The 23,917-nt window shown below is 57.2% G+C and carries 18 protein-coding genes; 8 read left to right on the top strand and 10 right to left on the bottom strand.

Features of this window, described 5'->3' with window-relative positions; all coding sequences use genetic code 11:
* Positions 1-155: 155 nt before the first annotated feature.
* The 7 genes from E0L15_RS01710 to E0L15_RS01680 all read right to left on the bottom strand — a co-directional run bounded on the left by E0L15_RS01710 (position 156) and on the right by E0L15_RS01680 (position 7,711).
* Positions 156-1,385 (bottom strand): serpin family protein, encoded by a 1,230-nt coding sequence (locus E0L15_RS01710; protein ID WP_168124343.1) that lies wholly within the window; start codon positions 1,383-1,385, stop codon positions 156-158.
* Positions 1,386-1,404: 19 nt separating this feature from the next.
* Positions 1,405-2,295: a hypothetical protein gene (locus tag E0L15_RS01705; protein WP_168124342.1), complete on the bottom strand. Its 891-nt coding sequence runs from the start codon at positions 2,293-2,295 to the stop codon at positions 1,405-1,407.
* Positions 2,292-2,852, bottom strand: a complete 561-nt coding sequence (locus E0L15_RS01700; protein ID WP_168124341.1) for an RNA polymerase sigma factor — start codon at positions 2,850-2,852, stop codon at positions 2,292-2,294. Before E0L15_RS01700 ends, E0L15_RS01705 begins: the two co-directional genes overlap by 4 nt.
* Positions 2,853-3,009: 157 nt before the next feature.
* Positions 3,010-3,594, bottom strand: a complete 585-nt coding sequence (locus E0L15_RS01695; protein WP_168124340.1) for a helix-turn-helix domain-containing protein — start codon at positions 3,592-3,594, stop codon at positions 3,010-3,012.
* A gap of 155 nt (positions 3,595-3,749) precedes the next feature.
* The gene (locus tag E0L15_RS01690) at positions 3,750-4,637 is read right to left on the bottom strand and encodes a quinate/shikimate dehydrogenase (protein WP_087228589.1); all 888 of its coding nucleotides are present in this window, start codon (positions 4,635-4,637) and stop codon (positions 3,750-3,752) included.
* A gap of 30 nt (positions 4,638-4,667) precedes the next feature.
* Positions 4,668-6,692: an FAD-dependent oxidoreductase gene (locus tag E0L15_RS01685; protein ID WP_087370772.1), complete on the bottom strand. Its 2,025-nt coding sequence runs from the start codon at positions 6,690-6,692 to the stop codon at positions 4,668-4,670.
* Positions 6,693-6,823: 131 nt separating this feature from the next.
* Complete coding sequence (locus tag E0L15_RS01680; protein WP_087228593.1) at positions 6,824-7,711, bottom strand: LysR family transcriptional regulator; 888 nt, start codon at positions 7,709-7,711, stop codon at positions 6,824-6,826.
* A 249-nt stretch (positions 7,712-7,960) separates the two neighbouring features.
* Here E0L15_RS01680 and E0L15_RS01675 point away from each other — a divergent pair, with 249 nt between their 5' ends.
* From E0L15_RS01675 to E0L15_RS01655, 5 genes are read left to right on the top strand one after another with little or no spacing between them, the layout of a single operon-like run.
* Positions 7,961-9,178: an MFS transporter gene (locus E0L15_RS01675; protein WP_168124339.1), complete on the top strand. Its 1,218-nt coding sequence runs from the start codon at positions 7,961-7,963 to the stop codon at positions 9,176-9,178.
* 44 nt (positions 9,179-9,222) lie between these two features.
* Complete coding sequence (aroD, locus tag E0L15_RS01670; protein ID WP_168124338.1) at positions 9,223-9,984, top strand: type I 3-dehydroquinate dehydratase; 762 nt, start codon at positions 9,223-9,225, stop codon at positions 9,982-9,984.
* Positions 9,985-10,015: 31 nt separating this feature from the next.
* Positions 10,016-10,609 carry a TRAP transporter small permease gene (locus E0L15_RS01665; protein ID WP_168124337.1) on the top strand — a complete coding sequence of 198 codons (594 nt, stop codon included), beginning with the start codon at positions 10,016-10,018 and terminating at the stop codon, positions 10,607-10,609.
* Positions 10,610-11,896, top strand: coding sequence for a TRAP transporter large permease (locus E0L15_RS01660; protein WP_168124336.1), 1,287 nt, complete (start codon positions 10,610-10,612; stop codon positions 11,894-11,896).
* Positions 11,897-11,917: 21 nt separating this feature from the next.
* Positions 11,918-12,925, top strand: coding sequence for a TRAP transporter substrate-binding protein (locus E0L15_RS01655; protein ID WP_168124335.1), 1,008 nt, complete (start codon positions 11,918-11,920; stop codon positions 12,923-12,925).
* Positions 12,926-13,022: 97 nt separating this feature from the next.
* Here the strand turns inward: E0L15_RS01655 and E0L15_RS01650 are convergent, their stop codons facing one another.
* Both E0L15_RS01650 and E0L15_RS01645 read right to left on the bottom strand, forming a co-directional pair.
* Complete coding sequence (locus E0L15_RS01650) at positions 13,023-17,711, bottom strand: glycoside hydrolase family 97 catalytic domain-containing protein (protein WP_168124334.1); 4,689 nt, start codon at positions 17,709-17,711, stop codon at positions 13,023-13,025.
* Between the two features lie 308 nt (positions 17,712-18,019).
* Entirely contained in the window at positions 18,020-20,701 is a 2,682-nt protein-coding gene (locus E0L15_RS01645) for a family 20 glycosylhydrolase (RefSeq protein WP_168124333.1), read from the bottom strand.
* Positions 20,702-21,130: 429 nt separating this feature from the next.
* Between E0L15_RS01645 and E0L15_RS01640 the strand changes: the two genes are divergently transcribed.
* Genes E0L15_RS01640 through E0L15_RS01630 form a run of 3 tightly spaced genes read left to right on the top strand, consistent with a single transcriptional unit; the run spans position 21,131 to position 22,818 of the window.
* Positions 21,131-21,460 (top strand): VTC domain-containing protein, encoded by a 330-nt coding sequence (locus tag E0L15_RS01640; protein ID WP_168124332.1) that lies wholly within the window; start codon positions 21,131-21,133, stop codon positions 21,458-21,460.
* Positions 21,453-22,145 (top strand): DUF4956 domain-containing protein, encoded by a 693-nt coding sequence (locus E0L15_RS01635; RefSeq protein WP_168124331.1) that lies wholly within the window; start codon positions 21,453-21,455, stop codon positions 22,143-22,145. The genes E0L15_RS01640 and E0L15_RS01635 overlap by 8 nt, the downstream gene beginning before the upstream one ends.
* Positions 22,146-22,161: 16 nt before the next feature.
* Positions 22,162-22,818, top strand: coding sequence for a carbohydrate-binding domain-containing protein (locus E0L15_RS01630; protein WP_168124330.1), 657 nt, complete (start codon positions 22,162-22,164; stop codon positions 22,816-22,818).
* 232 nt (positions 22,819-23,050) lie between these two features.
* Here the strand turns inward: E0L15_RS01630 and E0L15_RS01625 are convergent, their stop codons facing one another.
* A complete protein-coding gene (locus E0L15_RS01625) occupies positions 23,051-23,908 on the bottom strand; it encodes an immunoglobulin-like domain-containing protein (RefSeq protein WP_168124329.1) in 858 nt (285 codons plus the stop codon).
* Positions 23,909-23,917: the final 9 nt, after the last annotated feature.

The raw sequence follows: 23,917 nt of genomic DNA, 5'->3' as shown, positions 1-23,917 counted from the left end.
AGCAAGAATACGAAGGCATAAATAAAGCCCCTTAAGGGGCCCGCCATGAGTCAGCAATGCAGTTGACCGACCCATTCGGGGCCCCTTGAGGGGCGTTGTCTGTATTATGCCCTTCTAGGGCTTACTCAAGCCCCCGGCTTAGCCGGGGGTCCTGACTATACGGAGAGTACCGTGCCCATAAACACGGGCAACATGGAGGAGGTGTCCACCACCAGGTAGACAAAGGGTCGGTCTAAAGTCACAACCTTCTGGTCCTCTGGCTCCTGAAACGCCCCCTCACAATTGATCTCCACTGCGGTGGCAGCTCCGCCATGGGTACCTGTTTCCTGTACCTCCAGATAAGCTTTGTGAAAGACCTGATTGATAAAGAGGTTTCCCTCGGGGCTGGTGCCCAGGCCAGTAAAATCTGCCTGTGCGCTGTCAAAGGGAAGGACCATCCCCATCTCCTTCAGCACTTCCTGGAGATCCACTTCCATCTCACTTTCAAATTTGGGCATGGTCACCGCCACGGGCACGGATGTCGGGTTGTCCAGCAGCGCCTTCAATTGCTGGCCGTCCAAGCCCTCCACATAATCCAAAACAGAAATTCCCTTGTCCGGCAGCAGCGCCACAAAGGCATATCGGCCTCCCTGATAGTACTTTATAAATCCCTGGGCCTGCTCGTCCCGGAGATAGAGCTCTTCCTCACTGTGCATCATGCTCACCTGCTGGACCTTTCCCGCCTGGTTGGTAAACGCCTGCTGCCACACGTCCTCTTTCTGATAAGGGTTCTCCCACTCCCCCTCAAAGGCCAGAGCGTTGATGAGGTACATCACCGTATCACGGGGAATTTCTTTCAAAATCTCTTCCACCATGCCATGGGTGTGCTCCTTCACCCACCGATTGATATCAGTGATCGTGGTCTGGTCAAAGGGAGCCTCAAACACCCCCGCACCATAGTAGTCTGCATTCACCTGCAAGAAGTCTGGATCAGGGGTGATGCGTCCCCCTTCCGCAAACCAGATGGAGTTTGCCAGGTACAAGGGGGAGTCCTCCTCCTGACCCAGCCCCGCCAACGCCCCGTTGAGCTGTTCCACACTCCCGCCCATGGTGTTCTCCATCTGGGCCCGGGTCTCTCCCTGGGCGCCATTGGCGGTCATTGCCAGAGCGGATAGCACGGACATGGGCGACACCAGAGCATTTTCCTCCCTATCACAGGTGGTCTGTAGCAATTTTACCGAGAAATCATACATCCCCGCCCAAGTCTCCTCCTGAACCTGCACTTCTGTGGGCGTTCCCTCTTTCACTCCGTCCATGAGGTCGGTGGCATAGGTTTTGGTGCACCCAACCAAAGCACTGCACAGCAGTGTTCCCGCCACCAGTAGGGCCAAACGCTTCTGTTTCATCCGGTTCTCCTCCTTTCTGTCATGGCAGGATAGACTGCCATTCCATCTGCCAGCACACCTCCGGCAACTCTGCCACCTGCACATAGCCATTCCCCATCAATCTCAGGTGCACCGTCACCCCATCCGCCTTGGTGAGGTACAGATGCCCCAAGCACTGCCCCATATCCGTCTCAGCGCTGGACAGGGCCGGGGCCTGCTCCAGGTCATCCACCCACGCCTCCAACTCCTCCAGTTGGGTGATTGGGGTCGTGTGCCTGTTTTCCCCCTGAACGTCCACTTCTTTCTGGAACTCTGCCCGGGCAATGCCGTCAGACAGGCGGAACACCTCTTCCAACACATCCGCCCCAGTGGATACCGTTATGTCGCAGTTGTTCCAGAATAGTTCCACTCCGTAGTCATATACCATACACAGCAGGTACCGGGGATCGTATCCCTTCACCTCATAAAATGGTCCCCCGATACTCCCTGTGCCCTCCAGATATTGGTCCTCGGGCATCCACTCGTCAATGGTACCACTGGACTCTCCCAACTGCTCTCCCACCAAGTTCTGGCCCTGCTCCACCACATCCACCTGAGCATAGAGACGCCCCTGATAGATGAAAAATCCACTCATGTCTATCATGGTCTCCGTCTCCGCCTGGGGCAATTCCACCTCTAGGGGCGGCACATATATCCCCTGGGCACTGCCGCTCATTCCATTGGAGTTTGTCTCGGCGCCATCCTTGCCGGGCATTCCCATTCCACCTTGCAACGCCCACATCGCCACCCCAGCCACCAGGCAAAGGCAGGCAGCCATGGAAATCCAGGTGTGTCGCTTCTTTTTTGGGGGCATTCGCCGCAGCTCATCCACCTGCGCCAAGTATTCCTCGTCCACCTCACCCAGCGCATGGAGCAATTGTTCTCCCTTCATACCACAAACCCCTCCTGTTCCAAATAGACTTTCAGTCGTTTTCGAATGCGGAAAAGCTGGCTCTTGGCCTGTCCCTCCCCCATGCCGCAGTAGCGGGCCACCTCCCACAGTGGGTCGAAGTAGTAGTATCGGCCCAGAAATAGCGCTCTGGCCTGGGGTGAGAGGGTCTCCAGAAACTGATTGAGCAGCTGCACCAACAGCTTCTCCTCCAGGGCCTGCTGGGGTGTCTCTCCGCCGGGCACACTTTCCTCCAGCTCTTCCACGCACATCTCGTAGGTGGCTCCACCCCGCTTCTGGCTGGTGCGGCGGCGCAGATAGTCAATGGCCCCGTGCCGGGTCAGGCGGCCCAGGTAGATAGACAGCTTGCTGGGCCGCTGGGGCGGCATGGACTGCCACGCCTTGAAATAGGTGTCGTTGACCACCTCTTCGCTGTCCTCCCGGTCATACAAAATCTGCTGGGCAATACGGCTTAGGTACCCGTGATACTTCTCTCGGCTGTGCTCCAGGGCCGATTCGTCCCGCTTCCAGTACAGCTCCACAATCTCCTGGTCCTCCATCTGGCTCCCTCCCTTCTCGGTGCCCTTCACTTGATATCCCGTAAAACATAGGGGTTGGTTGCAGTGTGTTTCTATTTTTTATCCTATCAAATTTGGCACACATAAGGCAACACCCCGGCCAGGTAGAAAACGTACCCAGCCGGGGCGTGAGGTCTCTTTACACTTTTTCCCGCATCAGTCCGTGCTGATTGCAGCAGAGGTACAGATATCCGGAGCGCTGGAGGCGGAAGCGGCACGCTGCATTTCCCTCCGGGTAGAGTTTTACCATCTGGAAGCCATCGGAAGTGACATAGGCCAAGAAGGAAATGTAGTGTTTCTTGGTCATGGGGTGGTCCACCGTGAGGTACACCTCATCCTCCACCACTTCTCGGGTGATGGAATGGTCCTGGTCCACCTCCTCTGCCTCCAGCGGAGGCAGAGTGACACCACAGCAACTCACCACTGTCTCTCCCATGGTGTGGACGACATTGCCGCAGATGGGGCAGACGTACAGCTTGGAGCGGAGCATGTTGGCCGAGCGGTTGCCATTGCACATGGTGTCCCCGCTCATCAGCTCCAGCACCGACACCCCCAGAGCGGAGGCCAGAGGCTCCAGCAGAGACACGTCGGGCAGTCCCTTGGCGGTCTCCCACTTGGAAATGGTCTTACTGCTCACCCCGATTTTCTCCCCCAGCTGGGCCTGGGTCATGTTTCGCCCCTCCCGTAGCCGTTTGATGGTACTCCCTGTGACATAGGAATTCATGACTGTTCTCCTTTGTTTTGTTCTTGTTGTGCCATTATATCAGGGAATTCCTGTCTCCTCAACCTACGCATCGTAGACCGGGGCAAAAGACAGTCCCCCCGACATCTGTCGGGGGGGACTGGTTGGTTCTATCTATGATGGTTCTTATAGGACAATCAGATGCCCAGCTGCTCCTTCATGTAAGCCACATCAGTGTCCTTACCAGTGTACAGCTTGATGGCAATGAGGGCCTGGAAGAGCATCATGCCCAGGCCGTTGTACACCTTCTGGCAGCCAGCCTCACGGGCCTGCTTCATCATCACGGTCTCACGGGGGGCATACACGGTGTCGGTGACGATGAGGTCGGGGCGGAAGAAGGAGGGATCGGGGATGTTGGACAGCTCCTCCAGGGGGTGCATGCCCACGCCGGTGGCATCGCAGAACAGGTCGGCCTCGTGCATCTTCTCCTTGAGCAGATCCAGGTCGGCCAGATCGTGCATGTAGGCCTTGCAGTTGGTCTTCTCGTTGATGGTGGCCACGATCTCCTCGCCACGGCCATAGAACTTGTCCTTGATGTTGAACACGTGCATTTCGGAGATGCCGTGGAGCGCGCCATACACAGCGATGGCGGTGGCAGCGCCACCGGTGCCGATGAGGACCATCTTCATGCCGGTGTAGTCAATGCCCTCCTCGTTGATGGCCTGCCAGTAGCCCATGCCGTCGGTGTTGTAGCCCTTGAGCTTGCCAGTGACCTGTCCATTCTCGTCCCGGGTGTTAACCACAGTGTTGATGGCGCCGCACAGCTGAGCGGCCTCATCCACCTCTTCCAGGTACTTGTGCACCACGGTCTTGTTGGGCATGGAGATGTTGGAGCCCAGCATCTTCAGAGCGCGGATGCTGTTGACCGCGGCCTCCAGAGAGTCGTTGTCCACCTCAAAGGCCAGCTGGATGACGTCGTCGCCATTCTTGTCGTAGGCCAGGTTGTGGGTGGTGGGGGACTGGGTGTGGCGGATGGGATAGGCCATCAGGCCCACCAGTTCGGTATGTCCAGTGATATTAGGCATAGTAATTACCTCTCATTCTATCCAATGTTGTTATCGAATCTCATCCAGGGAGTCCAGATAGCCCTGGTTTTCCAGCACGTTGAGAATGGCGCGGCCATCCATGGTGCCCTCCATGATGCGGCGGGCCCGTACGGAGTCACCAATATTGTACACCACGGTGTCGGTGCCGCCGAACTCCTGCTCCAGGGCCTCCAGAATGGGGTTGTTGGCCCGCATGCCCAGGCAGTTGAAGCCCAGGTCAAAGGTCAGCTCCTCAATGTTCCCCTCGGGAGTCTTGACCACGAAGGCATTCTCCTTCACTTCCTGCAGAGCGGTGTTCACATACTCCTTGACGCCGTAGGTATCGTGGGTCTCCCGCATGGAGCACTTGGTGATGGGGTCGGCCATCATGCCGATCTGGGGCAGCATGTCCACAATGGAGCACTCAGCGCCTCGGGGAGCAAAATACTCCACCACATCCAGGCCCACGGAGCCGCCGCCCATGACCACCACTTTCTTGCCCTTGCAGGCCTCTTCGGGATACTTCCCGGCGTTCACATCGCGGATCATGTCAAAGATCGTGGACACATTGCCAGCGGCAATGTTCTCTTTCAGACCGGGAATGGGGGGCACCAGGGGCACGGAACCGGTGGCGTTGACCACCACGTCCGGCTTGAAGGTCTTGATCTTATCCAGGGTGGCCTCGGTGTTCAGGAACAGGTACAGGTTGGGCAGCTTGGCAGCCCGACGCTCCAGGTAGGTGGGGAAGTCCTTCATCCGGGACTTGCTGGGCAGATCGGAGATGAAGGAGGACAGACCGCCGATGTGGTCCTGCTTCTCCAGGACAAACACGTTGCAGCCCACTTCAGCGGCGGTGCAGGCGGCCTCCATACCGGCAGTACCGGCACCCACCACAACCACGTTGCAGTTCTTCTTCACCTTCAGCTTCTTATATACGTCGCCCTCAGGCACAGCGGGGTTGACGGTGCAGCGGATGGGGCGGTTGACCCCGATGCGGTTGCCAGCACAGCCCACGTTGCAGGAGATGCACTTGCGCAGCATGTCCTCTTCCCCGTTCTTCACCTTGTTGACCCACTCAGGGTCAGCGATGAGGCCACGGCCCATGCCCACGATATCCACGTCGCCGCTCTCCAGCACCTTCTCCACCACGGCGGGGTCCCGGTAGTTGCCAGCGTTGATGACGGGCTTGCCGAACTTTTCCTTCACGGCTCGTGCCTGGTAAGCACGCCAGCCGTCGGGCAGGAAGTTGGAGTCGATCTGGTACTGCAGAGAGGGATTCAGGCCGCAGGACACGTCGTAGATGTCCACGAACTCATCCAGGTATTCCAGATACTTCAGAGTGTCCTCCAGGGTGTTGCCACCAGGCACCCGCTCCTCGGCGGACACACGGACGATGATGGGGAACCAGGGCCCCACCTGGCGGCGCACTTCCTCCAGCACCATGCGGGGGAAGCGGAGACGGTTCTCCATGGAGCCGCCGAACTCGTCGGTTCTCTTGTTGTAGTAGGGGGAGATGAACTGGCTCATGAGGTAGGAGTGGCCACAGTGGATCTCCACGGCGTCAAAGCCGATGGCCTGCACCCGCTTGGCCGCCTCTCCGTACTTTTTCACCGTGTGGAGAATCTCCTCACGAGTCATGGGACGGGGCACCTCTCCCCCCACCTTGGTGGGAATGTTGGAGGAGGACACCGTCTCCATCCCAGTTCGGGCAGAAGAAGCGGAAGCACCTGCATGGTTGATCTGAATGGCCACGGTGGCCCCGTTCTTGTGCAGGTTCTCCACCAGCTGATAGTACCGGGGCATGAAGCTGTCGTGATCGATGCGGATCTGGCTGGTGCCGTTGGAGCCCACGGGGTACTCCACATTGGCGTTCTCCAGGATGATCAGGCCAACGCCGCCCTTTGCGCGCAAGGAATAGTAATTCATGTGACGGTTACTCATTTCACCGCTGGTCTCGCCATAGTTGGTGCCCATGGGAGTCATCGCAATGCGGTTGCGAATGGTCATCCTCTTCACCGTGATCGGTTCAAAGATTTTTGGATAGTGTGTTTTCATGAATCTTCTCCTCGTTTGTTTTTCGCACAAGGTGTTTCTTCTGTTTGTGACACACTCATTATAGCCTTCGCAACCAATAAATCAAAATACATTTTTTGCGCAAATTTGATGCATTCAAGCTATCAATATAGTTAGAGCCGCTCCACAGCCCCCTGCTCCTTCATATATTCCACGAAGCGTTTGACCACTGGGAGCTGGTAGCGGTCCCGCATCCAGAACATATAGACCCGGTGCTCCAGCTCCATATCATAGAGGCGGTGGATATTCACCCGCTGGGGGTCGATCTCCTGAATGTCGGGCACCAGGGCGATGCCGAAGTCCTCGCTGACCATGGCCACAATGGAGTGCTCGTCGGGGCACTCCACGGCGATGTTGGGCTGGAACGCCAGGCGGCGGTAGAGCTGCTGGGTGTAGTTGCCCAGCCAGGACTCCCGGTCATATCCGATGACGGGATAGTTTTGCAGCTCGTACACCGACACCATCTCTTTTCCCTCCAGTTGGTGCCCTTTGGGAGTAATTAAGACGATCTCTGCCGACAAAATCTGAAAGTAATCCATCTCCTCCCGGTCGATGTAGCCCCCAAAGCCCACATCCAGCTCGCCGGACTTCACCTTCTGATGGATGGCCGCCGTGTGGTTCTGATAGAAGTTAAAGGTGACGTTGCGGTTCTCCTCCCGGTGGAGAAAGCTTCTCACGCTGTGGGGGATATAGTGGCTGGCCAGAGGGAACACATAGCCAATGTCAATCTTGCCGCCGCCGCTGGCAATCTCCTGCATCTTGCTCTTGGCCACCCGGCACTCCTCCAAAATCCGGTCCACGTATTCCAGGAAAATATGCCCACCTTTGGTCAGGTGTACCCCCCGTCCGCTCTTTTCAAAGAGGGGCACTTGCAGTTCCTCTTCCAAGGCGGCAATGGAGCGGCTGAGCGAGGGCTGGGAAATATACAGCTCTTCCGCCGCCTTTCGGTAATTTTCATACTTGGCCACCGTCTGAAAGTGGTACAGTTGGTTGAATGTCATAACGCGTCTCCTTCCTCCATGTTTCTCCCAAACTTATTCATAATTTCCAGTTAAGCTGATTATACCACTTCCATAGCGTGTATGCATCATTTTTCGTCGTTATTGGCATTGGAATTTTTAGACGGAAACCGATAAAATTTTATACGTAAGTGATCGTTATTTTTTTAACGACTGCGCACCGTGTTTCTTATGTTTGTGACGGAATATAGGACACTGACTTGGAAAAGACTCAAAGGAGAGAACAATCGTATGAACAAGAAGTACCTCCCCAGCGCCCTCATCCTGTACCTGAACTACTTCCTGCACGGTGTGGGATGCTCCATCCTGGGACAAGCTGTCATCAAAGAGGCTCTGGCTGGCAGCTGGAACGTGACCGCCATGGCCATCACCGCCATTTCCGCCGCCCTGGGTCTGGGCCGACTCATCGCCCTGCCCTTCGCCGGTCCTCTGTCCGATAAGCTGGGCCGCCGCATCTCCTGTGTCATCGGCGGCGCTTCCTATGCCATCTACCTCATCGGTCTGGCTCTGGCCTTCAACGCCGGCACCAACGGCGGCTATCAGATCGCCTATGTGTGTGCCATTCTGGGCGGCGTGGCCAACTCCTTCCTGGACACCGGCATCTACCCCGCTGTGGGCGAGGTGTTCTACGCTGCGCCCGGCGTTGCCACCATGGGCATCAAGTTCTTCATCTCCATCTCCCAGATGCTCCTGCCCTTCGCTCTGGGCGCTACCGTGGCCACCACTGCTGCTGGCCTGACTTCCTACAACACCCTGTTCTACATCTGCGGCATCTGCTACATCGTGCTGGCTGTGCTCATCCTCTTCGCTCCCCTGCCCGACTCCGACGCCAAGAAGGAGAAGAAGGAGGGCCTCATCCAGAGCCTGAAGACCACCCGCTTCTCCGTGGAGTCCATCGCCATGATTCTCATCGGCTTCACCTGCACCGGTACCTTCCAGCTGTGGCTCAACTGCGCTCAGAACTTCGCCAAGGAAGTTGTGGGCTGGGCTGATCCCTCCATCATGCAGACCTACTACTCCGTGGGCACCATGCTGGCCCTAATTGTCACCGCCCTGCTCACCCGTAAGATCAAGGACGTGCGCTTCATCATGGTCTATCCCGTCATCTGCCTGGCTGCTCTGATCCTGGTGCTGGTGACCAAGACCCAGACCATGTGTCTGGTGGGCGCCTTCGCCATTGGCTGGGCCGGCGCCGGCGGACTGCTCCAGATCGTCACCGCCGTGTGCAACATGCTCTTCCCCAAGATCAAGGGCACGGTCACCGCTCTGGTGATGATCGCCTCCTCTCTGTGCAACTACACCATTCTCACCGCCGCCGCCAACATGACCCCCTCCGGCGTGATGACCATGAACATCGTCCTCACCCTCATCGGCGTGCTCCTGGGCCTGTTCGTGAATTTCCGCTACACCAAGATGGTTTCTCTTGCATCTGAGCAGAAAAACAGCTAATCTATACACAATATCAATTTCAGGTTGAAGATAGGAGCTTTGCTATGAATACTGTTCGCGTGAGAAATGTTGAGATTGGAACTGGAATTCCCAAGATTTGTGTGCCCATCGTGGGCGTGACCAAAGAGGACATCCTCGCCGAGGCCAAGACCTTCGACTCCATCCCTGTGGATGTGGTGGAGTGGCGTGTGGACTGGTTCGAGGGCGTGTTCGACTTCTCCCAGGTGCTGGACGTGCTCCAGGGCCTGCGGGAGGCCCTGGGCGAGATTCCCCTGCTGTTCACCTTCCGCACCTCCAAGGAGGGCGGCGAGAAGGCCATTGAGCCCCAGGCCTATGCCCAGCTGAACATCCAGGCCGCCCAGTCCGGGTATGTGGACCTGGTGGACGTGGAGGCCTTCACCGGCGACGAGATTGTCAAGACCATCATTGAGGGCGCCCACGCCGCCGGGGTGAAGGTGGTGGCCTCCAACCACGACTTCTCCAAGACCCCGGACCAGGCCGACATCGTGGGCCGTCTGCGCAAGATGCAGGACCTGGGTGCCGACATCCCCAAGATTGCCGTGATGCCCCAGAGCAAGAAGGACGTGCTCACCCTGCTGGCCGCCACCGAGGAGATGGCCACCCAGTACGCCGACCGCCCCATCATCACCATGTCCATGTCCAGCACCGGCGTCATCAGCCGCCTGTGCGGCGAGGTGTTCGGCTCTGCCCTCACCTTTGGCGCTGCCAAGAAGGCCTCTGCCCCCGGTCAGATGGGCGTGCACGATTTGAGCACCGTGCTCAATCTGCTCCACGGCGCCCTCTAATTCAAACAACATGCAGTTAGGAAGAAGATCTATGAGAAAAGCGATTCGTTGGCTTGATGCAAACCTGGAAGAGTTTATCCTGGTCCTCCTGCTGGTGGCCATGACCATCATCATGGGCATCCAGGTGTTCTGCCGCTATGCCCTGAGCATGTCTCTGACTTGGTCGGAGGAGCTGACCCGGTATCTCTTCATCTGGTGCGGATTCATCAGCGTCAGCTATTGCAGCAAGAAATGCCTTTCCATCAAGATTGAGCAATTCGTCGCCGTCTTCTCCCGCCGGGTCAAAGCCGCCATCAAGGTGGTCAACCACACCTGCGAGCTGATCTTCTTTCTCTTCCTGCTCCCTGCCGCATACTCCTATATGATGTCTGCGGTGTACAGCGGCCAGGTCTCTCCGGCCTGTTCCATTCCCATGTACTACGTACAGGCCGCCCCCTTTGTCTCCTTTGTACTGGTGAGCTTCCGCATTCTCCAGCGCTGGGTCATTGAGTTCCAGGTGGCCCGAGGAAAGCCGGTATACGACCCGGCCCACCCCGAGCACAACACTCCGGAGTCCTTCATTGAGGCCAACACCGAGGCAGGGGATGAAAACCACCACAAACACACAGATAAGGAGGATGGATAAATGGTCGCACTGCTGTTTTTGATTTTTATCATCTGCTTGGTCATTGCCATCCCTGTGTCCATCTCCCTGGGCATTGCATCCGCGCTGCCCGTTGTGTTTGACCCTTCCTTTACGGTGAGCGCCAAATTCCTCATCCGCTCCATGTTTAGCGGTCTGGACTCCTTCCCCTTGCTGGCCGTGCCCATGTTCGTGCTGTCCGGCATCATCATGGCCAAAGGCGGCATCTCCCGGAAGCTGTTTGACGTGTTCACCTACTTTTTGGGCAACCGCACCGCAGGCATGCCCTGTGCGGTGATTGTCACCTGCCTCTTTTACGGGGCCATCTCCGGCTCCGCCCCAGCCACTGTGGCGGCAGTGGGCAGCATGACCATCCCCATCCTCACCTCCCTGGGCTATGACGTCACCTTCTCCACCGCCATTGTGGCGGTGGCAGGTGGCCTGGGGGTCATCATCCCCCCCAGCATTCCCTTTATCATGTATGGCATGGCCTCGGGGGCATCGGTGAGCGACCTGTTCTTGGCGGGCATTATCCCCGGCCTCATGATCGGCCTGCTGCTCATGTGCTACTCCGTGTTCTATTGCCGGAAGCACGGAGAGGACAAGGTGAAAATCCGGGCTGCGGTGGGTCAGCTCCACCAAAAGGGGCTGTTCCGGGTCCTGCGGGAGAGCTTCTTTGCCATCCTCAGCCCCATCATCATCCTGGGCTGCATCTACACCGGCGTAGCCTCCCCCACAGAGGCCGCTGTGATCTCGGTGTTTTACTCCCTGTTCATCAGCCTGGTGGTGTATCGCACCATCCGCATCCGGGACATCTGGAGTATTTTGCAGGAGTCCATCCGCACCTTTACCCCCATTCTCTTCATCCTGGCCACCTCCACCGCCTTCTCCCGGGTATTGACTCTGATGGAGGTGCCTCAGACGGTGAGCGACTTCATCAGCACCCATTTCCACAGCCCCGTGGTGGTACTGCTGGTCATCAACCTGTTCCTGCTCATTGTGGGTATGGTCATGGACACCACTCCCGCTATTCTGATTCTCACCCCCATCCTCCTGCCCGTGGTGCAGGCCTCCGGTATGAATCCCATTCAGTTTGGCGTGGTCATGGTGGTCAACCTGGCCATCGGGTTTGTCACGCCTCCCATTGGCGTCAACCTCTTTGTGGCCAGCTCGCTGACGGACTTGCCGGTGATGTCCATCGCCAAAAAGTCGTTCCCCATGATCATCTACTTCCTGGTGGCGTTGCTGCTCATCACCTATATCCCCGCCCTTTCCCTGGCCCTCATCTGACACAACGGAGGAGAAATCGGTATGAAATCGTTGAAATTCAGACGCCGCTTGCTGGCCGCCGTCCTGTCAGGAGCCACGTGCCTCTCCCTGTTTCTGTCCGGGTGCACCGGAGAGCGGGACACCCGTCCGGTGTGGGTGTTGGCCACTGCCAGCCCCGAGGATACGGTAACCCAGCTGTTTGCCGAGCGGTTTGCCCAGGAGGTGGAGGAGCTCAGCGGCGGAGAGATTCTCATCAAGGTCTACCCCAACTCCACGTTGGGGGGAGACCGGGAGCTGCTGGAGAGCTGCTATGACGGAGACATCCCCTTCCTGGTGCAGAACACCGCCCCGCAGGTCACCTTCATGTCCGACCTGGCCGTGTTTGACCTGCCCTGTGTGTTCGACTCACTGGACGACTGCCGGGCCAAGCTGGACGACCCTGACTTCTATCAGTCGGTATGCGATGTGTACACCCAAGGGGGCTATCACCTGCTGGGCATGGCAGACCAGGGTTTCCGGGTCATGAGCACCAACCGAGCGGTGTACAGCCTGGACGACTTCAAGGGCCAGAAAATCCGCACCATGGAAAATCCCTACCACCTGGATTTCTGGCAGGCCCTGGGCGCCAAGCCCACCCCCATGAGCTTCAGTGAGGTGTATATCGGCCTCCAGCAGCACACCATTGACGCCCAAGAGAATCCCTACGAGGTCATCGTCTCCAATCGGCTGTACGAGCAGCAGGACTATATTGTGGAGACCAACCACCTCCCCCACCTCATCTCCCTGATCGTCAACGACCAGCTGTTCCAGAGCTTCTCGGAAGAGGACCAGGCGATTCTCACTCAGGCAGCACAGACCGCCACCCAGTACGCCCGAGAGCAGTCGGACGCCCGTATCTCCCAGCGCATTGACATCATCGAGGAGAGCGGCACCCAGATCATCACCCTCTCCCAGGAACTCCGGGATGAGATTCGAGAGCGGTGCCAAGGGGTATACGATGCCATTGAGCAGGCCATTTCCCCGGAGCTGTATCAAGGGTACACCCAATAAAGAAAAAATGCCCCACAGGGTCGGCTTGCATAGCCACCCTGTGGGGCAATTCTTTTACGCTGGAGCCCCGGCCAAATGGCCGGGGCTCCAATCTTCATTAACCGTTGCGGCGGCGCTTCTCCACCACAACCACAGCCAGCAGCAGGCTGGTAGCGGCCAGAGCGGAGAGCACATAGCCCATCATGTGGGCAGTGTCCCCAGTCTGGGGCACGTTGTTCTCGGGCTTCTGGGTGGCTTCCGGCTTCTGCGTAGTCTCGGGCTTGTCGGTCGCCTCAGGCTTGTCGGTCGCCTCAGGCTTGTCGGTGGTCTCGGGGGCTCCACCGGCGGTGAGGCCGTCCGTGGCGGCGGTGAGCTGCTCCACGGCCTGATTCACCACAGCCTGGTCGTCCTCCGAGAGGCTGTTGTCTGCCATCACAGCCTGGGCATTGGCCAGAGCCGTGCGGAAGGTAGCCACAGACTCGGCCGTGTAGCCGTCCAGGTTGATACCCTCGGCCTTGTTCAGAAGCTCTTCCAGAATGGACTTGTCCGCCTTGAAGCGCTGGGCCAGAATGGCATCCAGCAGGGCGTCGGCGGCCTTGTCCACATCCTCCTGCATGGCGTCGCCATCAGCCAGAACGTCCTTGGCAGTTGCCAGAGCGTCCACCAGCTGCTGCCAGTTGGCCTCCATATACTTGTCGGCATCCTCCATCATGCCGTCTGCCCGGCCAATGAGCAGCTCCAGCATGGTCTTGTCGCCCTGGGTGAGGCCCAGGCCCCAGATGGCCTCCAGCAGGTTATCCCATGCGGCATTCACCTGCTCCTGGGTGGCGTTGGCATCGTCCAACACCGCCTTGGCCTCAGCCATGGTGTCAACAAAGTACTGCTTGGCGCTGTCGGTGACGCCATCGGTGGAGAGGGTCAGAGCGTAGTCATAAGTCTTTTGCAGCAGGGTCTTGTCGGCGGCGATGGGCTTGTCCCCCACTACCACGGTCACCTGGGCAGTGACGTCCAGAGTATTCACTACGTCGCCCAAGTCCTCCAAGGTGCCAGTCAGGGTCTGAGCTCCGGAGGTCTGGGGATCATAAGTAGACACATCCCAACTCACGGCAACCTCTTTGCTGGTCCCGTCGGAGAGCAGAACCGTCACCGTTTCGGGCAGGTTCAGGTCCTGCGCGGAGGTGCCATAGTCTGCGTTCACGTTTTCCAGGGCATCGGTCCACAGCACGTAGGTGTCCTCTTCACCCCGGAAGGGGATGACCTCACCATTCAGCGTGAAATCGGTGAAGGTGACGGGGACGCTGACGGTGTTCCGCTCACCGTTGCTGGTGAAGACGCCCACCTGGAGGGTCTCACTGGTGTTCAGGTTGGGAATGGTCACGTCCTCCCGGATGGGATTCCACTGGCTGCCGTCCAGGCTGTACCAGGCGGACAGCACGCCGTCCTTCTTGACCACCTTCAGGTAGCACTGGGTGTCCTCGGGATTGGCCTGGACCCAGGGCTCCTCCATGTTGCTGTTGACGTCGTTGCGGTTGGGGGCGGCGTAGATATGGTGGTTATCATTCTGACCGAAGAAGCTGTGATAGCGGCGCTGGGCTGCAAACAGTGCTCCAGTGTCGTCCCAGACATAGAGGGCTGCGGTCTGGAAGTCTGCGGTCATCTCAGCGTTGACCTTCACAGAAATCTCAAAGTCACCCTGGGGAATCTCCAGCACCAGCTTGTTCTTGGGCACATTCTTCTGGGTGAAGTCGCCAGCCTCTGTATCAATGGTGATCTGGTTGTCTTGGTCCTCTGCCACGGTGAGGGCGTTGGTGGGATTGACCACCGTCCATTGGTCGGACAGCTGGGCCTTGGCGGTAATGGCCACCCGGCAGGTGTCAAATACAGTGCCGTCCAGAGCGGAAGCTGCAGTCACGGTGACCACACCGTCGTTCTTAGCGGACACCAGGCCGTCGGTGACCTGGGCCAGCTGGTCGTTGTCCACGCTCCAGAGGATGTCGGCGTTCTTGTAGTCCTCCGGGATGACATCCAGGGTCAGCTGCACGCTCTCCCCTTCCTTCACAACCACGTCGCTCTCCACGATGTCGATGGTATCCACGGCGTTGAGCTGGCTCAGCCGCACCACGCAGGCACCGCCCTGCTTGAGGGAAGCGGAGATGGTATCCTCCCGGGACACGATGCGGGTGGTGCGCTGGACATCCACGCCGCTCTCGGTATCGGTGTAGATTTCGGCCAGATACTTGCCCTCACCCAGGAAGTCCAGGGGGATGGAGGCCTCACGGGTGCCAGAGCCCTGGTTGGTGGCCAGATACCACTGCTGTCCGTTGCGGCGGGCCACGGTGATGTACTGGCCGGGCACCGTATCCAGGCCCACGGTCTCATCCCAGGCGGCGGGCAGGTTCTTCAGGAAGGAGGCACCGGTGAGGGTCTCGTACTGCTCCACACTGCCAGCCATACAGGGCAGGCCGCTCTCGAAGAGGATGGCGATGGCCAGCTGGTGGGCATAGGTGATGTTACCGGTGGGGGTAATGCGAGGGGTGTAGTCGGTGGGACCCACCGCGCCACGGGTCAGGGGGGCCAGGGTCAGCTGCTCATAGCGGTTGTAGCCCATCTCTTCCCCGTTGATGCCCTCTCGGTTGAGCACGTTGGGATAGGTGCGCACTTCGCCGGTGGGCTTGTTGGCGCCGTGGACGTTGACCAGCAGTCGATTCTCGGCACAGTCCTTATAAATTTCCTGCATCAGGGCGATACGGTCCTGGCTCTCTCGGTCGAAGAAGTCCACCTTGATGCCCTTGATGCCCAGTTCGGACCAGTAGGGCAGGCGCTCGTTGCGCTGCTCCTCGGTGGCCAGGTCGTCACAGGGTACCCATGCGATGAGGCCAATGTTCCGCTCTTCGGCGTATTCCACGATCTCGGGGAACCAGTCGAACACGCCCTCGTACTTGGTCTCGCCGGGCTTGCCGTAGTCGGGGTTGTTGGGCTGCCAGCCCTCGTCCAGAATGAAGTAGTTCCAGCCCATCTCATAGGCCAGGTCCAGGTAAGACTTGATGGCCTCGGGGTCCCGCTGGACGTTGAAGCCACCCTGGAGCCAGGTCCAGGAGGACACGCCGGGGTCCACCCACTCGCTGAAGTGGTAGGTATCCTCATCGGGGGCGGGGCTGAGGTTTTCCGCCATGGTGTTCTCCATGATGTCGGTGATGTCCCCGATGACGGCAAAGCGCCAAGGAGACTGGAAGGGAGCGGTGGTGCTCACGGTCTCACCCTGCTGCTGGGGATAGCCCAAGGTGAAGGTGGAGCCGGAGGCATCCAGCACGGAGCCGGTGTAGTTGCCGTCCAGAGCCGCTTCACTCATCAGCACCCAGTTGTCTCCCATCTGATAGAGGAAGGGAAGCACGATCTTTCCGCTGAGGGTGCCCGCCTCCTTCATGGAGTACAGACCCTCGTGGGAGAAGTTGCCGCTGCCGTTGGGCATGGACACAGAGGCTGCATCGGCAGGCACAGTAAAGGAGCCCACCTCACCGTTGACCACCATCTCCTGCTCCTCATCGGTTACGATGCGATAGCGATAGGCAAAGCCGTCGTCATAGCTGCGGCACACCACCTGGAGCTGGGCCTGGCTGTCCTCCAGGGCCAAGGTCAGGGTCACCTGATTGGCGTGGTTGTGATAGGTGGAGGCCTTGCCCGAGATCATCTCATAGTCCTCGTTGATCTCGGTGACCTCCGGCTCGCCCTGCAGGGTCATACCGGTGACGAAATCGCCCAGGGAAGTCTGGAGGCCCAGACGGCCATTGCTGACCGTCACTTCCCCGTCCCGGGTCACGGTGTAGCGCAGGCCACCCTCCTGGTCCAGAGCCAGGTCAGCTACGATGGAGCCGTCGGGAGAGGCCAGCGTCCAGCCGTTCTCGGTGACCTCCACTTGGGTCGTGGCCGTGAGGGTGTCGCCGCCAGCCTTGGGCACAGCGGTGCCACGAATGGTGGCCACACCCGCAGACACAGCCGTGACAGCTCCGGTGGTTTCCTCCACAGAAACCACATCGGTATCTTCCGTGGCATAGGTCACGGTATACTCCTGGGTAAAGTCCTCGGTGCCGAAGATATTCTCCACCCGAGGCACCATGACAGTGCTGCCCTGGCCGGAGATAATGGAGGACTGAGCAGACAGAGTAAACCACCGCTGGTCCAGATTGGACAGGTACAGCTTGGGCTCGGCAAACAGAGCGTGGTCACAGGACATGTCCGGTCCGGACTTGGTAACCAGCTTCAGCTGCTGGGTCCCAGCCGGGATGGCCACGTCAATGTAAGCAGCGTCGCCGCTCTCCTTATAGAACACGCCGTCGCCCCAGATCTTTTGGTCGTCCGCCCAGACTTCAAAGGCAGCGTCGCCCCGGTCTCTGCCTTCCCCGTCAGCACCTGTGTTGATGCCCACGTAAGCAGTGAACCGGGTGGCCTCATACCGGGAGACATCCCAAGTGGCATAGCCGTCCTGGGAGGTTCCGGGGTGAATGACAACGCCTTTGGTAAAGTCCTTCACTTCGCCGTTAATACGCAGGCGCAGGCCCTTGGCGGAAGTGTCTACGCCCTGGTTGATGCCCAGGTCACCCCAGCCTGTCTCGTAATCGGATACCGGGATGTCACTCAAATAGTAGGCCCCATCCAGTTCTTCCCCTGCATTCCGCTGAATCTGATTGCTCAGGTATGCAACTTCTCCATCCTCCTGAGCGGAGGACGCCGGGATGGCCATCGCCACAGGTTGTATCAACATCTGCAAGCCCAGAATTCCGGCGGCCATCATCTTCCAACCTTTTTTCACGTGCATTCCCTCCTCAAAGTCCGTTTCAGTGGGGCATTTGGTCCCCTATGGTCCGTGTTCCGATATCTTGGTCTGCGGTACGGTGATCCGGCGCACCCTGGCGCCCTCTTATATTTCCCTCCCCTTCCAGATTGCACCACATCCGAATTCAAGCCTATCTTACGACCACACCCTTTTGGTGTCAACAGCTTTGTGCAATGTCCGTAATATTTCAAAAGTCCATCGTAATATTTTGTAAGTTGTGCATATGCCTTCACAAAAAAATGGAGCTCCGGCATTTAGCCGGAGCTCCATTTGGATTGATTATTTTAGCCGTTGCGGCGGCGCTTTTCCACCACAACTGCGCCCAGCAGCAGGCTGGCGGCAGCCAGAGTGGCAAGCACATAGCCCATCATGTGGGCGTTGTCCCCGGTCTGGGGCACGTTGTTCTCAGGCTTCTGGGTGGTCTCGGGAGCGCCACCGGCGGTGAGGCCGTTCATGGCGTCGCTGAGGGCAGCCACAGCGGCATCCACGGTAGCCTGATCGTCCTCGGAGAGGCTGTTGTCAGCCATCACAGCCTGGGCATTGGCCAGGGCAGCGCGGAAAGCAGCCACGGACTCGGCAGTGTAGCCGTCCAGGTTGATGCCCTCGGCCTTGTTAATGAGGTCGTCCAGGATGGACTTGTCCGCCTTAAAGCGCTGGGCCAGAATGGCGTCCAGCAGGGCGTCGGCGGCTTCGTCTACCTTGGCCTGGTCATCCTCGGAAAGAGTCTGATCAGCCATGATTGCCTGAGCCCCCGTCAGAGCGTCCAACAGCTCCTGCCAGTGAGTCTCCACATACTTATCGGCATTCTCAACCATCTGGGTGGCACGGTTGACGAGTTCTTCCAGGACGGATTTGTCCGCCTTGAAGCGCTGAGCCCGAATGGCGTCCAGCAGGGCGTCGGCGGCCACGTCCACATCCTCTTGCATAGCGTCGCCGTCAGCCATCACATCCTTGGCGGCAGCCAGAGCGTCCACCAGCTCCTGCCAGTAGGTCTCCACATACTTGTCGACGTTCTCCATCATGCCGTCTGCCTGGGCAATGAGCATCTCCAGCTCGGTCTTGTCGCCCTGGGTGAGACCCAGACCCCAGATGCCAGTGAGCAGGTTATCCCAAGCGGCGTTGACCTCGTCCTGGGTGGCGTTGTCGTCAGCAAGAACGGCCTCGGCGTTGGCCAGAGCCTTCTCGAAGGCGGCCTTGGCGGAGTCGGTGACACCGGTGGTATCCAGGCCCTTGGCATAGGCGATGGTCTGTTCCAGCAGGGTCTTGTCCACCTTAGAGGGGGTGGCGGGGGTCACGGCAGAAGCCTCGGGCAACACGGTAGCGTCCATATCGCCAGTGGAAACGGAAATTCCAGCAGGGGCATCCAGCAGAGTAGCCTCCCAATCAGACAGACTGGCAGTGGCTCCATCCTGATTCCAGGTGCGCTCAGCCACGGCGTAGATCTTCTGTCTCACGGAGTAATCAGAACGCTGATAGGCACAGCTTGTCCCCTTGATGACGTCGGCACCGGTCTTGCCATAATTGTATCCATAGTCAGACCAAATGGCGAAGTTTCCGCCCAGCACCTTACCGACGCTGTCGGGGTATGCATATCCATTATCCCCCAGCTCAGCATTTGCGCTGTCGCCGAAGATACCGGGATTCCAGCCATACACCTTGCTCAGGTCTGCATTCCAATAGCTAGAGGCGCCGTATGCATAGTAGACATAAGTATAGACGAAGTTCACCACATCGTAGCCAGCAGCCAGCAGGGCCTGGGCATTGGGAGAAGCGGGAACCCAATACAGAATGATGATATCCTTGCTGATACCAGAGTCCACACTCTTGACAGCATCGTTGAACATCCGAGTAGTCATACCCTTGCTGACGATGTAGTCGTTGAGATCATTGACATAGTTGACAAACCGAGGGTCAGTGCTGTTCATGTGGGTACCATCTGCATAAGAGGCCTCGTCTGCTGCAATGTTGAAGCTGGTGCAGCCCTTGGAAGCAAAGTAGTCCACATACTTGGCCACCAGTGCCTGACCAAAGGCATAGGCGTCCTCGTTGGACAGGTCCAGAGTGATCTTACCAACCTTGGCATCATAGTCGGTGGCACTGGCACGATAGAACCAGCTGTTATTGACGCTATACACGCCACCGATGTGTCCGGGGCTGTCCAGAGTAGGAATGACCTGAACGCCGTACTGCTCAGCCTCGGCCAGGATTTCATTCATATCCGCCTCAGTCCAATAGCCATTGTCAGGCTTGCAGGTGGAAACATCATAGTCGGTGCCAGCCACAGTCACGTTCATGTCGTCCAGGAAGAAGCGAGTGGCGTTATTGTTGGAGAAATCCAGGTACAGCACATTCATCTTATTCCAAGACAGCGTGTGGATGAAGGACTTCATCATGTCAACGGTGTAAAATACACGTCCAGCATCCAGGTACAAAGAGCGCTCGGGAACGTCAGGATAGTCGGTGACGGTGCCAGCCATCACAGTGGTGCCGTTGGCAATCATGCTCTGAAGCACGGTATGCAGTCCGTACAACACACCGATGGCAGAATTGGCAGTCACGGTGATGTTGTCAGAGGTGATGTCCAGCGTATAACCCTGGCTGTCCGTCACAGCAGTTCCATCCACCTTCACGACGATATCGCCGCTCTTGGCCATGGACTCATCGCCATAGACGATGGGCAGCACGGAATCACCAGGAATGCCCCGAGCGGCAAACTCAGAATTGGCCGTCTGAACATAGGTAGCCAAATCCGTCCCAGTGGGATCGCTGTCTGCAACGATGAAGAAGCGAGCCTCACTGGTCAGAGTAAAGCTGCCTTCTCCAGCCGTTGCGGACTGCACAGTAGGAACACTGGCGATGCCAGGCGCACTGTCCGTATCAGCAGCCGAACCATGGAGCGGCGAAATGCCTACCACCATAGCGGCTGTCAGCACCAGTGCAAGGCCTTTTTTGATCCAATTTCTCATAATAAAGTACCTCCCTGCAATAAGTTGTTTCCTAATATCTACACATGTCCTTGGACATGAGAAAGCACGGTCCACGCCGTTGTGATGCGTCTGCAAGCGCCCCTGAGCGTATCCCGACGCCCTCTTTCCAGATCCCATGACATTCCAGTTCAAGTTTATCTTACGACTTCTCCCCTATTTGTGTCAACACTTTTGTGCAACATTTGTAATATTTTAAGAATAAATTGTAATATCTTGTAAGTTGCAGGTGATTCCATATGCCATCACACCGTACTATTTCATCTGTACAGTCATCCTTTTTCTGGTGAACATGCTCTGAATTTAGCGGTTTTCTTTTGTAAATGGGGTGTAAAAATTTTAAGTTTGATTAAGGTAGCCTCGGTATACTGTCTCCCGTAACAGAATCCTGATGGAAAGGGGCATCCAGGGATGGCAGCACAGATGACATTCCAGCGCTACGAACTCAAATATCTGCTGAACCTGACTCAAAAGCGGGCAGTGCTACAGGCCATGGACGGGCACATGGAGCTAGACCAATACCGTCAGGACCAGATCTCCCTGTGTAGTGAGGTCTATGGCACCCCCATCCTCTCCCCCGATCAGACCCTCATGGAGATCAAAACCTCTGGGGGGATTCCCCTGTGGATGGTTCACGCCCTGACCCAGCACAACATCTTCAAAACGTCGTTCTCCAAGTATGGGACGGCCTATCAACACATGACAAAACAACAGCAGTTAGGAGGACTCCGTTATGCCTGATTTCTTTCGCGGTGTATTTGACACCGATCTCACCCAAGTAATTTCCATCACTGATTTTTTGCTCTGTGTGGGCGGAGCACTGGTGGCCGGACTGCTGCTGGCCCTGGCCTACATGGTGGGCACCCGGTACACCAAAAGCTTTGTGGCCACCTCGGCCCTGCTCCCCGCCGTGGTATGCGTCATCATCATGATGGTCAACGGCAACATCGGCACGGGAGTGGCGGTGGCGGGCACCTTCAACCTGGTGCGCTTCCGCTCGGTACCCGGCTCCGCCAAAGAGATTGGCGCTATTTTCCTGGCCATGGGAACAGGGCTGGTCATGGGCATGGGATACATCGGCTACGGCTTTGTCATCGCCATTATGCTGGGCGGTGTCAGCGTCCTCTACCACCTGGTAAACTTCGGCTCCGGCAAGAAATCTGCCTGTTACAAGACCCTGCACATCACCATTCCCGAAGATTTGGAGTATACCGGTGTCTTTGACGACCTGCTCCAGCGCTACACCAACCGCTGCGAGCTCTCCCAGGTGAAGACTACCAACATGGGCAGCCTGCTGCGCCTAACCTACCAGCTCACCCTCCGGGACCCCAAATTGGAAAAGGAATTCATTGACCAGCTGCGCTGCCGCAACGGAAACCTGGAAATCACAGTTTCTCGCCAAGAGACCGCTTCCTGCGAGTTCTAAGAGATGATGATACATCATGAAATCTCTGAAGTCTTGCACTCTGCTGCTCTCCACGCTCCTGCTGTTACCAGGATGCAGTACAAACTCACCCGCTCCCACAACATCCAGTCAGGACCTGCCGTCCTCTCAGTCCAGTACCTCTGGCAGCGTGGATCTGTCCCAGCTGTTCAGTGGCCGGGACTTTGAGATCGGCTATGACGAGGAGAGTGCCGTCCACATTCCGCTGGGTTCCCCCTCTACCTGCGACAGCGACGCCGTCACCGTGGACGGAAGCACCGTCACCATCACCTCTCAGGGGGGACACGGTGTGGTGTCCAAAGATGACTTGGTGGTCACCTGCGGTACCTACGAGATCAACGTCTCCAGCCACGGCCTGTCTGGCAAGGACAGTTTGGCCATTGCCAACGGTACCTTCACCCTCCAAACCGGGAAGGACGGCATTCAAAGCGACAATGAGGAAGACACCGAAAAGGGCTTTGTCTATCTGGGCGATGGAAATTACACCATCACCGCCGACGGAGATGGTGTCAGTGCCAGCAGTTGGATGCAGATAGATGGTGGAACCTACACCATCACCTCTGGCGGCGGCAGCGCCAACGGGGAAGCTCACACCGACAACATGCAGTCCGGCCAGATGGGGGGCATGGGTGGCATGGGCGGACGCCGTCCGTAAGTAGGAACATGGTAGAATAAGTATCATATATTTGCATATAAAAAGGCATGGTTTGCAAATCTCTGGTCGAATGAAGTTGTAACACATCATTCGAAAAGGGATAGCAAACCATGCCTGATAAGCTTCTATGGTTTAATAAGTCTGCGCCAAAAGGTAAATCCAAAAATTGGTACATGGTAGTATCGAGGATATGCTCAACAAACTGCTGACACCCCCCTTTGGTATTCTGGCCTTATGCGGTCTCGTTGACCTTTACACTTAGATTTCTTGTTGCACATTGTCTTCCGTCCAAGGATGTTAACCGGTATGTAATCGTATAGTTCCCCGGTACAGAAGAATTGACCGTTCCTTCCACCTCTACTCCATCGATCAGGTTTTCTCCATTGGCATCTTCCGCTTCAAGGACCCAGTCAAGGGGTACAAACGGTTCATTCTGAGAAATGGATATTTGTTCCTGTCGCAAGGTTAGCACAATATCATCTTTCACACCATCTATATATGCTCTGCACTGTGCAGTTGCTACATCGCCAAATTCATTTGACACCGTGAAAAAAATACTATACTCTCCCTCTGCAGTTTTCTCCCGATACCATGATACTTGACCCGTTATCTCCTTACCGTATCCATTATCCGCTTCCAGCTGCTTCCGCTCAGCCAATACTCCTGGTAAATTCCCCAATTGAGTTACTGTCAACTGTACTTCCGAATCCACCTGTATGGTTGGACCAGTATAGTTTTCCAAAAGCAGCATCCGTCCCTGGTCTGTTAATTTCTCGCTATATCCGTTCAATGAATAATAAATCATTTTTTGGTTCAGCTGCTCTGTGTTCTGGAGTACTGCACGGGCATCAGAGGTACGATCATTTCCGTCCTCATCTGTAACAAGCACTCCTTGCATTATATCTAGCTCACTCGTTCCATCGTACACCAGTATCTCCGGACTCCACTGGATCTGGCATTTCTGTGTTTTCTTGGTCAGAGCTGAATTTACTTGCTCCGGCCGCTGCTGTACGGCATACATCAGTAGGACTCCCAGTAGGATGGCAGCTAAAACTCCCAGCGCATGCAGAAAAAACAGTTTCCTTTTCATGCTTTCTCT

The organism is Pseudoflavonifractor sp. SW1122, from assembly GCF_012027765.1.
GTDB lineage: Bacteria > Bacillota > Clostridia > Oscillospirales > Oscillospiraceae > Enterenecus > Enterenecus faecium.
Note: the sequence above shows the minus strand (reverse complement) of the source record. Positions and strands in the feature narration are given on the sequence as shown.

What these genes read in the sequence shown, in the direction of transcription:
- E0L15_RS01710 (WP_168124343.1), bottom strand. Translation starts at nt 1,385, where the DNA reads ATGAAACAGAAGCGTTTGGCCCTACTGGTGGCGGGAACACTGCTGTGC.
- E0L15_RS01705 (WP_168124342.1), bottom strand. Translation starts at nt 2,295, where the DNA reads ATGAAGGGAGAACAATTGCTCCATGCGCTGGGTGAGGTGGACGAGGAA.
- E0L15_RS01700 (WP_168124341.1), bottom strand. Translation starts at nt 2,852, where the DNA reads ATGGAGGACCAGGAGATTGTGGAGCTGTACTGGAAGCGGGACGAATCG.
- E0L15_RS01695 (WP_168124340.1), bottom strand. Translation starts at nt 3,594, where the DNA reads ATGAATTCCTATGTCACAGGGAGTACCATCAAACGGCTACGGGAGGGG.
- E0L15_RS01690 (WP_087228589.1), bottom strand. Translation starts at nt 4,637, where the DNA reads ATGCCTAATATCACTGGACATACCGAACTGGTGGGCCTGATGGCCTAT.
- E0L15_RS01685 (WP_087370772.1), bottom strand. Translation starts at nt 6,692, where the DNA reads ATGAAAACACACTATCCAAAAATCTTTGAACCGATCACGGTGAAGAGG.
- E0L15_RS01680 (WP_087228593.1), bottom strand. Translation starts at nt 7,711, where the DNA reads ATGACATTCAACCAACTGTACCACTTTCAGACGGTGGCCAAGTATGAA.
- E0L15_RS01675 (WP_168124339.1), top strand. Translation starts at nt 7,961, where the DNA reads ATGAACAAGAAGTACCTCCCCAGCGCCCTCATCCTGTACCTGAACTAC.
- aroD (WP_168124338.1), top strand. Translation starts at nt 9,223, where the DNA reads ATGAATACTGTTCGCGTGAGAAATGTTGAGATTGGAACTGGAATTCCC.
- E0L15_RS01665 (WP_168124337.1), top strand. Translation starts at nt 10,016, where the DNA reads ATGAGAAAAGCGATTCGTTGGCTTGATGCAAACCTGGAAGAGTTTATC.
- E0L15_RS01660 (WP_168124336.1), top strand. Translation starts at nt 10,610, where the DNA reads ATGGTCGCACTGCTGTTTTTGATTTTTATCATCTGCTTGGTCATTGCC.
- E0L15_RS01655 (WP_168124335.1), top strand. Translation starts at nt 11,918, where the DNA reads ATGAAATCGTTGAAATTCAGACGCCGCTTGCTGGCCGCCGTCCTGTCA.
- E0L15_RS01645 (WP_168124333.1), bottom strand. Translation starts at nt 20,701, where the DNA reads ATGAGAAATTGGATCAAAAAAGGCCTTGCACTGGTGCTGACAGCCGCT.
- E0L15_RS01640 (WP_168124332.1), top strand. Translation starts at nt 21,131, where the DNA reads ATGGCAGCACAGATGACATTCCAGCGCTACGAACTCAAATATCTGCTG.
- E0L15_RS01635 (WP_168124331.1), top strand. Translation starts at nt 21,453, where the DNA reads ATGCCTGATTTCTTTCGCGGTGTATTTGACACCGATCTCACCCAAGTA.
- E0L15_RS01630 (WP_168124330.1), top strand. Translation starts at nt 22,162, where the DNA reads ATGAAATCTCTGAAGTCTTGCACTCTGCTGCTCTCCACGCTCCTGCTG.
- E0L15_RS01625 (WP_168124329.1), bottom strand. Translation starts at nt 23,908, where the DNA reads ATGAAAAGGAAACTGTTTTTTCTGCATGCGCTGGGAGTTTTAGCTGCC.